This is a genomic window from Mesorhizobium sp. M1396 (assembly GCF_040317725.1).
In the GTDB taxonomy this organism is placed as follows: Bacteria; Pseudomonadota; Alphaproteobacteria; order Rhizobiales; family Rhizobiaceae; genus Mesorhizobium.
Genome location: NZ_JAMYLA010000053.1, coordinates 1 through 12,865, shown reverse-complemented (window position 1 = coordinate 12,865; position 12,865 = coordinate 1). Strand labels below are relative to the sequence as shown.

11 protein-coding genes and 1 pseudogene are annotated in these 12,865 nt (G+C 60.7%); 7 read left to right on the top strand and 5 right to left on the bottom strand.

Annotated features, from left to right (window positions below; genetic code table 11):
• Positions 1-19: 19 nt before the first annotated feature.
• Positions 20-880 carry a MurR/RpiR family transcriptional regulator gene (locus NKH02_RS27380; RefSeq protein ID WP_352882824.1) on the bottom strand — a complete coding sequence of 287 codons (861 nt, stop codon included), beginning with the start codon at positions 878-880 and terminating at the stop codon, positions 20-22.
• A 211-nt stretch (positions 881-1,091) separates the two neighbouring features.
• Between NKH02_RS27380 and NKH02_RS27375 the strand changes: the two genes are divergently transcribed.
• The 6 genes from NKH02_RS27375 to NKH02_RS27350 all read left to right on the top strand — a co-directional run bounded on the left by NKH02_RS27375 (position 1,092) and on the right by NKH02_RS27350 (position 6,506).
• Complete coding sequence (locus tag NKH02_RS27375) at positions 1,092-1,277, top strand: hypothetical protein (protein WP_145972194.1); 186 nt, start codon at positions 1,092-1,094, stop codon at positions 1,275-1,277.
• Positions 1,278-1,399: 122 nt separating this feature from the next.
• Positions 1,400-2,404 (top strand): SctD/MshK family protein, encoded by a 1,005-nt coding sequence (locus NKH02_RS27370; RefSeq protein ID WP_352882823.1) that lies wholly within the window; start codon positions 1,400-1,402, stop codon positions 2,402-2,404.
• Positions 2,401-2,841: a hypothetical protein gene (locus NKH02_RS27365; protein WP_352882822.1), complete on the top strand. Its 441-nt coding sequence runs from the start codon at positions 2,401-2,403 to the stop codon at positions 2,839-2,841. Before NKH02_RS27370 ends, NKH02_RS27365 begins: the two co-directional genes overlap by 4 nt.
• A gap of 17 nt (positions 2,842-2,858) precedes the next feature.
• Positions 2,859-3,170, top strand: coding sequence for a tetratricopeptide repeat protein (locus NKH02_RS27360; protein WP_352882821.1), 312 nt, complete (start codon positions 2,859-2,861; stop codon positions 3,168-3,170).
• Positions 3,167-5,332 (top strand): type III secretion system export apparatus subunit SctV, encoded by a 2,166-nt coding sequence (gene sctV / locus NKH02_RS27355; protein ID WP_352882820.1) that lies wholly within the window; start codon positions 3,167-3,169, stop codon positions 5,330-5,332. Before NKH02_RS27360 ends, sctV begins: the two co-directional genes overlap by 4 nt.
• Before the next feature lie 133 nt (positions 5,333-5,465).
• Positions 5,466-6,506, top strand: coding sequence for an EscU/YscU/HrcU family type III secretion system export apparatus switch protein (locus tag NKH02_RS27350; protein WP_352882819.1), 1,041 nt, complete (start codon positions 5,466-5,468; stop codon positions 6,504-6,506).
• Positions 6,507-6,817: 311 nt separating this feature from the next.
• Here NKH02_RS27350 and NKH02_RS27345 read toward each other — a convergent pair whose 3' ends face one another.
• From NKH02_RS27345 to NKH02_RS27335, 3 genes are all read right to left on the bottom strand, one after another.
• A complete protein-coding gene (locus tag NKH02_RS27345) occupies positions 6,818-7,942 on the bottom strand; it encodes an NAD(P)/FAD-dependent oxidoreductase (protein WP_352882818.1) in 1,125 nt (374 codons plus the stop codon).
• A 92-nt stretch (positions 7,943-8,034) separates the two neighbouring features.
• Positions 8,035-9,576, bottom strand: coding sequence for an amino acid ABC transporter permease/ATP-binding protein (locus tag NKH02_RS27340; protein ID WP_352882817.1), 1,542 nt, complete (start codon positions 9,574-9,576; stop codon positions 8,035-8,037).
• Between the two features lie 82 nt (positions 9,577-9,658).
• Positions 9,659-10,444 carry an ABC transporter substrate-binding protein gene (locus NKH02_RS27335; RefSeq protein WP_502911087.1) on the bottom strand — a complete coding sequence of 262 codons (786 nt, stop codon included), beginning with the start codon at positions 10,442-10,444 and terminating at the stop codon, positions 9,659-9,661.
• 287 nt (positions 10,445-10,731) lie between these two features.
• On the opposite strand from NKH02_RS27335, the gene NKH02_RS27330 reads away from it, so the two are divergent.
• Positions 10,732-11,811: a LacI family DNA-binding transcriptional regulator gene (locus tag NKH02_RS27330; RefSeq protein ID WP_352882815.1), complete on the top strand. Its 1,080-nt coding sequence runs from the start codon at positions 10,732-10,734 to the stop codon at positions 11,809-11,811.
• Between the two features lie 23 nt (positions 11,812-11,834).
• Here the strand turns inward: NKH02_RS27330 and NKH02_RS27325 are convergent.
• A pseudogene (locus tag NKH02_RS27325) lies at positions 11,835-12,587 on the bottom strand (IS110 family RNA-guided transposase); the annotation flags it as partial.
• Between the last annotated feature and the right edge of the window lie 278 nt (positions 12,588-12,865).

Here is a 12,865-nt window from a genome sequence, read left to right as displayed (position 1 = left end):
GATCGCACCCTTTCGGAGGCTATCGAGGGGGCTTCCAATAAATGCCGAAAGCGGCAAGCTGCTCTTCCGACTGTTTTACCCGTTCGACGGCATCCGTTTCGGACCGCGCTGCCGTCAGCGCCGCCAGAAGCTCGACGGCGGCGAACGCCGGCGCCATGCTTCGGAAGAACGACTGAGAATTCGACGTGACTATGATTGTCTCCCGCGCGATCCGCGTCAGCGGAGACACGCTGCTGTCGGTGATTGCAATCACGCCGACGCCTTGCCGAGCCGCCTGGCGCGCCACGTCGATGGTCGTGCGTTCATAAGGCGCCATGCCCACAGCCAGAAGCACGTCGCCACGTCCCGCGTGCTGGAGTGCATCCAGGCCCTGTCCGGCCATCTCGCCGACAAGCGTCACCTTGCGATCACCGCCAGCCAGAAACGACATGACGTGAACGAAGTGGCTGGCGACCGGATAAGCCGAACGTGAGCCGAGACCGAAAACATCGCGCGATCTTGCAAGCAGGTCGGCGGCGGCAACGATCTGTATGGCGTTGGTGTATTCACCAAGACTTGAAATCTGGGCCGCTAGCGTGTCGGCAACGACGCCGACGGTCGAATATCCCGGATCGCCACGCTGTTCGATCCCCTGTCGCGCCGGCTCTCCTGCGATCGTCTCCCGCAGCGCGCGCGCATAAAGACCGCGCATATCCTCGTAACCTTCAAGGCCAAGCAATCGCGCCAGCCGCATCATCGTGCTGTGCGAAACGCCAGCCTGGTGCGCCTGCTCGCGCATCGACATCAGCGCGACCTCCTTGGGATGATCCAGCACGAAACGCGCGGCGACCCGCAACTGCGGCGGCATATTGTCAAACCGTTCGACCAATAACTCGGCCAAAGGACCTTTTTCCATCCTGAAGTACCCCATTCACCCGCTTGGCAGATTACTCCTCACGCGTTGGCAATGCAACAGTTGGAACTTGAGCGGGTCGCATATTCCAAATGGACTTTCAATTTCGGTCATGCTGCCTTAGAGTGCCTCGGCAACCTGCCGGATCGCAGCGGTGTGAGTCCGGAGTTTGTAACTTGAATAGTCCCTCAAGGAGACAATGATGGCTGCTACCCCTCCCATTACCTCCGGCTCTGCCGGGTCGCCGGAACAGAACCTGGACAAGATGATCAAGCACCAGGAGCGCATGTTCGGGCTGGAGATCACGAAAGAGATCGCGAAATCCCAACATGACATGCTGATGAGCACCGCGAAAACGCTCGGCCAGTCGGCTGAAAAGGCCTAAGGCAGCGGATTTTCGAACCCGTACGCCGCCGCAAGCAACCGGCGGCGTACTGCACGGCAGAAACCTTTCAACGCCGTCGTCTGGCTGCATTTGAAATTGTCATCGGCGGGAGATCAAGTTGCATGACCGCTAGGCCTATCGGCAGATATCTGGATGCGGCACCGGCGCGCCGGTTCCGCTCGATTATCGCTCCCTCCACGGCAGCAGGACATTCCATCGCGCTGAGCGTAATCCACGGATTTCACGCCGGCGCCGAAATCGATCTGGTCGAGCCGTTCTATACGGTCGGCTCCAGCACGGAGTCGGACATTGTCCTCAGGGATGCAGGCATCGCGCCGATCCATGCAAGGCTGCGGCGTCAGGGCAGCCAGTTTGAAATCGAAGCCGTTGGCGGTGATGTGGCGCTTGCCACGGGAGAGACCATCCACGAGGGACATGGCAGCCGCTGCAGGCTGCCGCTCATCATACATGTGGGTGATGCCAGTATCCGGCTGGTTAACCCGGCGCGCGGATCGAACCGCTGGCCTGTTTCCAATCGTCCTCTCCTGGTTGCGGGCAGCGTTCTCCTTGCCGTCTTCGCCGTCTCCGTCGCTGCGAACGGGTTCTCTTTCGCCAAGCCAGACATTGGCGAGGAGAAGCTAGCCTCTCAGGACGGCGAACCGATCAGAATGGCCTTCGCCGGCGCGGCAGGGCAAGAAGTGCTGGACGATTCATCGCCGCCGCAAATTCAGAATGCCGCCGCAGCGGCAAGCCAGCTCAAGCAGCATCTCGAGCAGTCGGGCATAAGCGCATTGACCGTTCAGCAATCAACGGGACGCCTCTTGGTCTCGGGGATGATCCCGAATGACAAGAGCGGTGTCTGGACGGAAACGCAATCCTGGTTCGACCAGGCGTTCGGCGCCCACATTGCGCTGGTCTCCAACGTCATGATCGGCAATGCGGAGCAGGCTCCGCGCCTGACGCTGCAGGCAATCTGGTATGGCGAGCGGCCCTACGTCATCGCAGCCGACGGTGCACGCTACCACGAAGGTGCATTCACGAATGACGGCTGGACCATAAAGCATATCGGCGAGACGGAACTTCTCCTGACCAAGGGCGGCGCCACGGTCGCGCTGAAATATCCGTGAGCCGCCGGCTTGAAGGGCCGCGGTTCGACACGGCAAGGGGCGACACACCCGGCCGCGAGGTTCGCCAGGCCGAAAGCGTACGCGGTCAATCGATCAACCGGCGGCGGATGAATGGCGTCGACAAAGCCTCAAACCGTGCACAGGGCACGAAGTCGGCCGCTGGTACGGAAAAGACACAAACAGCGGAATTCCAGCCCTCTCCGGGTCAAGCCGGGGAATCGCTCGATGAGATCCTCATCAACTTCGTCATGCCCAGTATTCCCGAGCCAGCCATCATGCGTCGTTCTGTGCCAATTCTTCAGCATTTCGTAGCGGACCTGGTCCCTGACCTCGAGGGCGGCGAGCAACTCAAGTCACTCGCCAGAACGCTGATGGAGGATGAAATCGAGCGTCATCGCGATCTGCTTGGTCGCATGCAGGAAGGAATCGAAATCTGACCGACCCGCATGAGACGGTGCATCTGCTGCATGTCCTGGGCTATCTCTACGGGTGTCACGGGCAGGCAAAGCGGGGCGCGGCGTACCTGCTTATCGCCGCACAGCTCTCGCCGGGAAATGCCGGCGTGCTCAGGACATTGGCGCACCTGCTCACACTTGATGGCGAGGCGGAAAAGGCGCTTGCCACGATCGCCAGGCTGGAGACCTTGGAAGGAATGGACGATCCGGCGCTTGCCTTGCTGAAGAGCCGCGCCTTGCTGGCGGCCGGGCGCAAGACCGAGGCGCGCAGTGCCTTGCTGAGCTTCCTGTCGCAACGAGGTGTTGAATGACCATGTCGGAGCGGCTTCTGCAATTGCTGGCGAGGCTGTCACGCCGCAGCGACCTCGTCATCGCCGTCCTGCTGCTGGTCGCCGTGGTGATGATGCTCATCCCATTGCCAACATTCCTCGTCGATATTCTCATCACCGCAAATATCGCCATCAGCGTGCTTATCCTGCTGGCTTCGTTTTACGTCTCTCATCCGCTCCAGTTCTCGTCGCTGCCGTCGGTCATCCTCATCGCCACCCTGTTCCGGCTGGCCATCACAATCACGACAACGCGACTGATCCTGCTCCAGGCCAACGCGGGCGACATCATTACCGCCTTCGGTACCTTCGTCGTCGGCGGCAGTATTGCGGTAGGCCTGGTCATCTTCCTGATCATCACCGTCGCACAGTTCATCGTGGTTGCACGCGGTGCCGAACGCGTCGCCGAGGTGGCCGCGCGCTTCACGCTCGATGCCCTGCCGGGCAAGCAGATGAGTATCGATGCCGAGTTGCGCAACGGCGACATCGATCAGGCGGAGGCACGCCGCCTGCGCCAGCAGCTGGAGCGCGAGAGCCAGCTGTTCGGCGCGATGGACGGCGCGATGAAATTCGTCAAGGGCGATGTTATCGCCGGAATCGTGATCATTATGGTCAACCTTGTCGGTGGTTTCGCCGTTGGGACACTGCAGCACGATATGTCCCTGGGGGACGCTGCTTCCACCTACTCGCTGCTTACCGTGGGCGACGGGCTGGTGGCTCAGATACCGGCACTGCTCGTCGCCGTGGCCGCCGGTACGATGGTGACGCGCGTCGGCAGCGCCGACGGAACGGGAGACCTTGGCCAGCAAATAACCAGCCAGCTGCTGCGGGACTCCCGAGCGCTCGCGCTTGCCGCGGTGATCATGGTTGGCCTTGCCATGGTGCCAGGCTTCCCTGCCGTCGTGTTCCTCATGCTTGGCGCCTGCTTCGGAGCGGGCGCCTACGCAATCAATCGCCGCACTGCCCAGGAATCCGGGCCCAAAGACATCGGCCAGATCGCCACGCCCGAACCAGGAAATTCCGTCTCGCTTTCAGCAATCCCCACCGGAACACTGCCTCCTTCCTATCGCGTCGTGGTCCGCTTCGGAACCGAGCTAGGACGCTCAATCCCGGAGCCCGAGTTTGCCACACTCGCCGACGGCGTGCGCCGCGAACTGTTCGGCGATCTCGGTGTCGACGTTCCGGCTATCGGCACGCAGGTCGACGAGATGCTTTCACCACGAGGCATCCGCATCGATCTGGAAGGAGCGCCCATCCTGGATGCCGAAATTCCAGCCGACCGCGTTCTTGTCGAAGCGGACGCGACGCATCTCGATCTGCTTGAAGTGACCTACGAAAGAGCTCCTCCGGTTGCCGGTCAGCGCAAATTCGCGTGGGTCGATGACAGCAACATATCGGTGCTGAAGGAAGCCGGCTTCGCCTTCTCCACGCCAGCCGAAACAGCGGCCAAATGGACCGAAAATTCGCTTCGGCTCTATGCCGGCCATTTCGTCGGGATTCAGGAGACACGCAGGCTGCTGTCGGACATGGAGCCGGATTATGCGGACCTGATCAAACAGGCACAGGAGATCGTGCCGCTGCAGAAGATCGCAGAAGTGCTTCGCCGGCTCGTCGATGAAAACGTGCCGATCCGCAATCTGCGCCTGATCCTCGAGGCCCTGATCGAATGGGGCCAGCGCGAACAGGACGTCGTCCTGCTGACGGAATATGTCCGCACATCCCTGAAGCGCCAGATCAGCTTCCGCTCCGCCGGCCGCACCAACATCATCGCCGCCTATGTCCTGCAGCGGTCGGCCGAGGATATCCTGCGAAACGCGGTGCAAAGCACTTCGACCGGGACATTCCTGAATCTTTCCGACGATGATGCGCAGGCCCTGGTCACCGAAATCGAGCGGGCGCTGACGCAGAACTCCACCGACGTCTCACCGGTGGTCCTCGCCGCGATGGATGTGCGGCGTCATATGCGGAGCCTGCTCATACACAATGCCATCGAGCTTCCGGTTCTGTCCTTCCAGGAACTCGCGCAAGAATTCAACGTCCAGCCGCTGGCCACGATCGCGGGCCGCTCGGGCAAGGCCGACGCGAGCAGTGTCTCCCGGTCGTTGCCATCGGCTCAGCCGAAGGCCGGGCAAGAGGCAACCTCATGACGCCAGCCGGCGTGATGACGATTGGCCAGAATACGACATGCAACCGCATATCCACCTCTCCGTATCCAAGCCCGCCCTACCTTACACAGGCCAGCGGCCTACTGGAACCACGACAGTGCGATGAGATTGCAACATGACCGAAGAAGCTGAGGAAAAGAAATTACCAGCGTCCGACAAGAAGCTTCGTGACGCCCGCCGCAAAGGCCAGGTTTCGCAAAGCCGCGACCTGGTCTCCGGCTTCACGCTTTTCGCAGCGCTCGCGTATCTCTATTTTTCCTGGCCGATGCTCTTCAGGCGCCTTTCGGAGCTCGTACAAACCGTGACGGTGCCCGGCGGCTCGTTCGGGGAGATCAGCCTGCGGGCCATTCGCCATTCGTTTTCGTTGCTGATGCTTGCCACATTTCCGCTGGTCGGGATCGTTGTCGTTTTCACCGTGGCCTTCGGCATGCTGGGGACGTTCGGACCGGTCTTCTCGTTTGAGCAGCTCAAGCCGCAGTTCGACAACATAAACCCGGCGAAGGGCCTTCAGAAAATCCTGTCGCTGCGCAACGTCATCGAGTTCACCAAAGGCCTGATCAAGGTGGTGTTGCTGGCAAGCCTGTTCGTATTCATCTTGACCGAATGGCTGCAGCCGCTGTTCGATGCGCCAGGCTGTGGTCAGTCATGCCTGGAGCCGATTATCAAGGCGGTGCTGACACCCCTTGGAATTGCCGCCGCCCTGGCCTTTGTCGTTATCGGCTTGATCGATGTTCCCATTCAGCGCTGGCTGTTCCTTCGCGACATGCGCATGACGGCAACCGAATACAAGCGCGAACACAAGGATCTCGAAGGAGATCCAATGATCCGCCATGAACAGCAGCGACAGCGGCGCGAAGCGGTGATGCAACCTGCGAAGCTGGGTGTGAAGAATGCGGTCATCGTCTTCGTGTCCGGCGACCGCGCCGTGGCATTGCGTTACGTCAAAGACGAAACGCCGGTGCCGACGGTCGTTGGCAAGGGTCAAGGCCGCGCGGCCGACGAGATAACGGCTCAGGCGCGCCAGGCAGGTATCCCCATAGTCGAGGATGCGGTAGCCGCCGAAACACTGTTCGAGCAGGCGAACACAGGATCTTATATCGGCCAGCAGATGTTTTCGCCGGTCGTTCGCCATCTCGTCCGGCACGGGCTCACCTGAGAGGATGCAAGTCGGCTGGCTTGACCAAGATAAACCAGCGTCGAACGAGCGAGGCAGGATCTTTAGCCGAAGGAAGAACGTCGGGTCGCAGTACGCGGGCGAGTCAAACGAGCGCAGGGTTGGGCGAAAAGCACGATCGTCATGAGTTATTCTGGCCACATCGGATCGACCACAATAGCAAGTTATCGTTTTAATTACGTTTTGTTCTTCCTTCAAGCTCGATTTGTATTACAATAGGTAGAACATTCATGTGTAGGTGATTAGCGTTCATGTGTAGGTGATTAGCGGCAGTTCCGATCTTGAATCGATCTTCAAGAAAACCGAGCTGGTCGAAAGTTTGCTAGGAGTGGGTGCTCTCTCCCGGTGGCGATCTCGTCGGCAAGCAGCTCGCCGGCGATCAGGCCAAGCGTTGCGCCGCTGTGGCTAAAGGCGATGTAGTATCCCTTGATGTCCTTCAATTGGCCCAATACCGGCTCCCCGTCCCCGGGGATCGGCTTGGGGCCGACACCGTGGCTTTCCAATTCCAGCTTCGGATGGCCCGCGAGAACTTTCGAGGCTTCGTCGAGAAGCCCCTGAACGGTCGAAGCCTCTACGCCGTAAGTGCCGTCCGGATTGACCACTACCTCGTCTTCCGACCAGGCGGAATCGAGCACGAGGGCTCCATCTGGCGTCGGACGTATGGCGACGCGTGGCGTGTTGAGCACCGCCCGCAGCGGCAAGTTGACCGGCTTGGTCTTGACCAGCAGCGCAATCGGCGTCCCGTCGGCGATATGTTGGCCGGACTGCGCAACCATGCGCGGCACATCACCGCCGGTGGCCAGCAGAACCGCATCGGCGGCAAAGCTGATGCCGCTTGTCGTGGTGACACCAGTGGCGCGACCGTTGATGACCGTGACCGCGGCGCTTCCGGCATCGGTGACAAGCTGGCCGCCACGCGCCACGAATTCCGCAATTAGTATCTCGATCAGCGACGGCAGATCGACCCAGCCTTCGCCTGGGTTGAGGATCGCGCCCTGAGGCGTGACCGCGCTGGCATCTATGCCCAGGGTGACCGACGCTATCGCATCTGACGACAGATGCCGCGCGTCATAGCCCAGGTGTTTCTCATGGGCGAAGACATCGGCGATCTCGTTCGAGGCGTCATCCGCGTCCCATGTCAGGCCGCCGTCGAAACGCAGCCAGGCGGCATCCGGATATCTCGCGGACAGCGTCCGGTAGCGGTCGATACCAATCATGCGCAGCCGATGATACTCAGCAGACCGCTTGCGCGAGGAATTGAGCCAGGCGAGCGAGCGGCCGGAAGCTCCCCTGGCGAGCGGTCCATCATTGACCAGGAGGGTTTCGATGCCGAGCCTTGCAAGATGAACAGCCGAGGAGACACCGAAAATACCTCCCCCGACAACAACGACCTTTGAGACCGAATGCGATGTAGTCATGGGATATTTCTTTCACTGTGTGGAGGTTTGACTGGACGGCGGGAACGAAGGCATCTTGTTTTCGATGCGTCTCAGAGCCTGCAATGGTGCGATCAAAGCACTTCGGCAAGGAAGTGCTTCAGACGCACGCTTTTCGGAGTGTCGAAGATCGCAGCTGGCGTGCCGGCCTCGACGACGCGGCCTTCATCCATGAAGACGACTTGATCGGCGACCTTGCGGGCAAAGCCCATTTCGTGGGTGACGACGACCATCGTCATGCCACGCTGGCCGAGGTCCGCCATCAGGTTGAGGACGCCCTTCACCAGTTCGGGATCGAGAGCGCTGGTCACCTCGTCGAACAGGATGACCTCAGGGTCCATCGCCAGTGCACGAGCGATCGCGACACGCTGCTGCTGGCCACCGGACAGGTTTCCGGGACGATGGTGTTTGCGTGCGGCAAGCCCAACATCGGCAAGGCGGGCCTCGGCGATGCGCTCTGCCTCCTGCACTGGAATGCCCTTGACCTTGGTCAGCGACAGCATGACGTTTTCGAGGGCTGTATGGTCGGGAAACAGGTTGAAATGCTGGAACACCATGCCGACACGCCGGCGTAGCTTTTCAGGCTTCATCGTCAGAATGCTCGCGCCATCGAGCAGCACGTCGCCGCCTTTGGGCTCGACCAGACGGTTAAGGCAGCGCAACAGCGTCGACTTGCCCGAACCCGACGGGCCAATGACGCATGTGACAGTGCCCGGCTTGACCTTCAGGCTGACGCCCTTGAGGACATCAAGATCGCCATAGGCCATGTCGAGATTGGTGATGGCGAGACTGCCACCCTTGAACCGGGGGAGCACCGTGCTGCCCTCAGGGCTGGCCTCGGAAGGTGGACCACTGATTGCGCTTTCCAGTTCGCTCACCTCGGCAAGGCCGCTGATGACGAGGCCGGCCTTTTGCTTTCCGACCCGCAGCGAGTTGTCGATGTAATTGACCACATGGGTCAACGGCACGGTGATGACGAGATAGAAAACGCCAGCCAAAAGCAACGGCGAGAGGTTTCCTGTGACCACCGCCTGGTCCTGGCCGACGCGGAAAATCTCGCGCTCCGACGCAAGCAATCCGAGGAAATAGACGAGGCTCGAATCCTTTACGTTGCCAATGAACTGGTTGACCAGAGCCGGCAGAACGCGGCGGATACCCTGCGGGATTACGATCAGGCGCATGCCCTGCCCGTAGCTCATGCTGAGCGCCTTGCAGGCTTCCATCTGCCCGCGCTCGACGCTCTGGATGCCCGAGCGGAAGATTTCTCCGATATAGGCGCCGGCGATCAGGCTGAGGGCGAGAATGCCGAGTGGATAGGGCGAAGGCCCGAAGATTTCGCGGCCGATGCGGGCGAAGCCCTGGCCGATCAGCAGAATGGTCACGATCGCCGGGAGGCCGCGGAAAACATCCGTGTAGACCCGGGCCGGAATGCGCAGCCAGAGAGATTGCGAGATGCCCATGACCGCCAGGATCATCCCCAGAACAACACCGAGTACCGTTGACGCGGCCGCAAGGATCAAGGTGTTCCTCAATCCGATGGTGATCATGCTCGGCAGCACATACGCCATGGCTTGCCAGTCGAGGAAACTGCGACGCAAGTTTTCAAGCCAGTCCATTCGGTCCCCTTTTTCATTGCGCTGTTCGCGCCGCCCAGAGGCGCGCCAGCCGCCGGCCCTCAGGGCCGGCGGCTGAGTTCGTTCATTTCTTGGGGAGATATTGGTCAGGCATCGGCGAGCCGGGGAACCACTTCTCATAAAGCGTCTTCCAGGTGCCGTCCTGCATGGCCGCATGAAGGGAGGTGTTCAATGCATCGCGAAGCTTGTCGTTGCCCTTGCGCACGACGAAGCCCGCTGGCGCATCGAAGGAGGGGATGTTAACGGCGATCTTTAGGTCCGGATAGCGGACGCCATAGTCCTTGGCAGCCTCGTAGTCGAGGAAATGGGCGTCGACAGTTCCATTGTTGAGCGCGGAAACGGCGGAGTTGTTGTCGGGGAATTTCACGAGATCCGTTCCGACAAAATTCTTCGCTGCATAGATTTCCTGCAATGTTCCCTGGACGACACCAAGACGCTTGCCTTTAAGCCCGTCAGCCGAATTTATCGCCTTGTCTGCTGTGAGCACCGAGAGATAGCCTGCGAGATAGCCGTCCGAAAAGTCGACAGTCTTCTTGCGCGCTTCCGTCGTACCGATCGCCGCCACCGCCACGTCGAAGCGTTCATTGGCCACCGACGGCATCAGCGCCGAGAACTCCTGACCGGTGAAGATCACCTGATCCGGTTTGAATCCAAGGCGGCTCGCGACATTTCGAAAGAATTCAATGTCGAACCCCGTGAACGTGCCATCCGCCTGGGTGAAAGCATAGGGTTTGGCGTCTCCCATAGTACCGACGCTGATGACTTTCGCATCGATGAGACCATAGGGATTGTCACCCGCCGCGGCCCGCGAAATCAAACCCGCTCCGATGCACACAACCATCAGAGCCATTGCGCCAACCTGGATCGGCGATATCAATGACTTGAGAATTCCAATCCTGCTCATGTCTTCTCTCCACTCTGGGGTTTATTGTTCTTGGCATTTGCGTTGAGCCCGTAAATTTCACGCCTCGCATCGTTCGTCGCCGCCACGGGCTTGCGCGGCCGACAGGTCTCCACGCTCTGAGGACTCGTTCATTCGGGTAAGAGACCGGTCTCTTATTGTGTGAGACCGGTCTCTTTGATAATCGTTATCGCCAGATTGACCTTCCGTCAACAACTCTTGTAGTCGTTCATCCGATGAAAACAACCGCGCCCAAAACCCGGTCGATAACAGTCAGCGACGTCGCCCGCGCGGCGAACGTGTCGAAAGCGACAGCCGCGCGCGTGCTCGGCGGATATGGCGTCGTCAGCGATATGATCCGCGCGGACGTCATGGCCGCAGCCAAGGCATTGGACTACCGTCCGAACGAGCTGGCTCGCAGCATGACAACCGGCAGGTCCGGCATCATCGGGGTGGTGGTCGGCGACATCGAGAACCCGTTCTTCAGCCTTGCGGTGCGCGGCATTAGCGATGCGGCAAAGGCCGCGGGGTTCAACGTCATTCTGGCCAACTCCGGTGAGAAGATCGAGGCGGAAAAGGCAGCTGTGAAGCTGCTGATCGGCAAGCGCGTCGACGGACTGATCGTCACGCCATCGGAATCGCGTGACATCTCGCATCTGCGCGACATCCACCGTTCGGGCCGGCCACTTGCCCTGCTTGACCGGGCGCTGCCCGATCTGGATGTCGATACCGTCACGGTCGACGATCGCGGCATCGCCATGCGGGCGACCCGCATTCTTGCGGATGCCGGCCACCGTAACATCGCCTATGTGACCGCAGTCGACGCCGAAGGGCACGAATACCGCGATCTCGGGCAAATCTATACCTCATCGGTTCGCGAGCGTATCGACGGCTTCCTCACCGTGTGCCGTGACGCCGGAATTGAGCGGCCAGAACGTTATGTTCGCCTTGGTGCAACAAGCCCGGCCGAAACGCGCGGGGTTGCCGACAAGCTGCTGTCCGGACCAGATCGGGCGACGGCGATCCTTGCCTCCGACAGCGTCATAGCGCTGGAGATCTTCAGGGTGATCCGCCAGCGCGGCTTGCGGATTCCCGAGGACATTTCACTGATCACCTTCCATGACGCAGATTGGACGAGCGTAACAACGCCGCCCGTTACCGTCATTGACCAGCCGGTCTATGCGCTTGGCAAGAGTGTCGCGGAATTGCTCATCCGGCGGTTGAAGGGTGAAACACGATCGCCCGAAAGGCTCATTCTGCCGACCGCGATCATCGAACGCGGATCCGTAGGTCCGCCCTCGAACAGAGAGCGCTAGACGCCCAACGTCAAGCGCAAGCAACGCGGGCCTTCGCGACCACCGCGCACCGACCGGCGGCCACTGCGCTTGCCACTATCATTGGCGATCGGCGCGAGGCCCGCGAGCTTGGCGATGGCCTTGTTGGAGAGGATGCCGATCTCGGGCAGCTCGGCCATGAGGCGGGCCACGGTGCGCGAGGCGACGCCCTTGAGCGAGCGGAAGGCCTGGTCGAGGCATGCCCACAAGGGATCGTCGTCGATCAGCGAGGCGATCTCGCCTTCGAGCCGGCGGCTCTGGCGCTTGAGCAGAGCAATAACCTCGTCGAGGCTGATGATGGTCTCGGCATCGCGAGCCGCGCTGCGGCGCTGCTTCTGGATGGTGAGGTCGCCGGTGACCTGGGAAAGCCGGGCGACCAGCGCCTTGAGCCGTTGTTGGGCTACGCTCGGCGGCGGCGTTGGCTGCAACCGCTTGACCTGCCCGTAACGGGCGATGACGGCGGCATCTATCCGGTCGGTCTTCTCCAGGAAGCCCATTGCCTCGGCGAAGTAGCGAACGCTCCTCGCATTGGCCATGCCGCAGGGCTGACCCATCTCCCACAACAGCAGGAAGGCCAGGCGCTCGTAGCCGCCGCTGGCTTCCATGACGACGAGCTCGACGCCATGGCTCCGACAAAACGCGGCGAGTTCGGCGATGCCTGCCGCTTCGTTGGCGAAACGGTTTGCCGTTCCGATCGGCTCGATATGGGCGTCGAGCCAGTCTTTCGAAATATCTATTCCACAGAGGGTCTTGTTCACGGTAACCTGCCTTGTGCGTGCGATTGGAGCCAAGCGACTATTCGGTCGTGCGTGACGAAGGCGAAGATCCCAGGCTCATCCACGGTTGTAACCGGAGGGGCATCGGGCGACTTCGCCAAGCCTCGAACTGGATGGCCATCCGGTTCGAGGCTCAGTCGCTTCCATCGCACAAAATCATCTCCGTGCAGATACAAGGGGGCCGATCAGGCTGGCGATGAGAACCAGCGAGGTAATGTAGAAGCGCGTCTCGCGTTCGATCTTGCCGGCGACTTCACGGG

What these genes read in the sequence shown, in the direction of transcription:
- NKH02_RS27375 (WP_145972194.1), top strand. Translation starts at nt 1,092, where the DNA reads ATGATGGCTGCTACCCCTCCCATTACCTCCGGCTCTGCCGGGTCGCCG.
- NKH02_RS27370 (WP_352882823.1), top strand. Translation starts at nt 1,400, where the DNA reads ATGACCGCTAGGCCTATCGGCAGATATCTGGATGCGGCACCGGCGCGC.
- sctV (WP_352882820.1), top strand. Translation starts at nt 3,167, where the DNA reads ATGACCATGTCGGAGCGGCTTCTGCAATTGCTGGCGAGGCTGTCACGC.
- NKH02_RS27350 (WP_352882819.1), top strand. Translation starts at nt 5,466, where the DNA reads ATGACCGAAGAAGCTGAGGAAAAGAAATTACCAGCGTCCGACAAGAAG.
- NKH02_RS27345 (WP_352882818.1), bottom strand. Translation starts at nt 7,942, where the DNA reads ATGACTACATCGCATTCGGTCTCAAAGGTCGTTGTTGTCGGGGGAGGT.
- NKH02_RS27340 (WP_352882817.1), bottom strand. Translation starts at nt 9,576, where the DNA reads ATGGACTGGCTTGAAAACTTGCGTCGCAGTTTCCTCGACTGGCAAGCC.
- NKH02_RS27335 (WP_502911087.1), bottom strand. Translation starts at nt 10,444, where the DNA reads ATGGCTCTGATGGTTGTGTGCATCGGAGCGGGTTTGATTTCGCGGGCC.
- NKH02_RS27330 (WP_352882815.1), top strand. Translation starts at nt 10,732, where the DNA reads ATGAAAACAACCGCGCCCAAAACCCGGTCGATAACAGTCAGCGACGTC.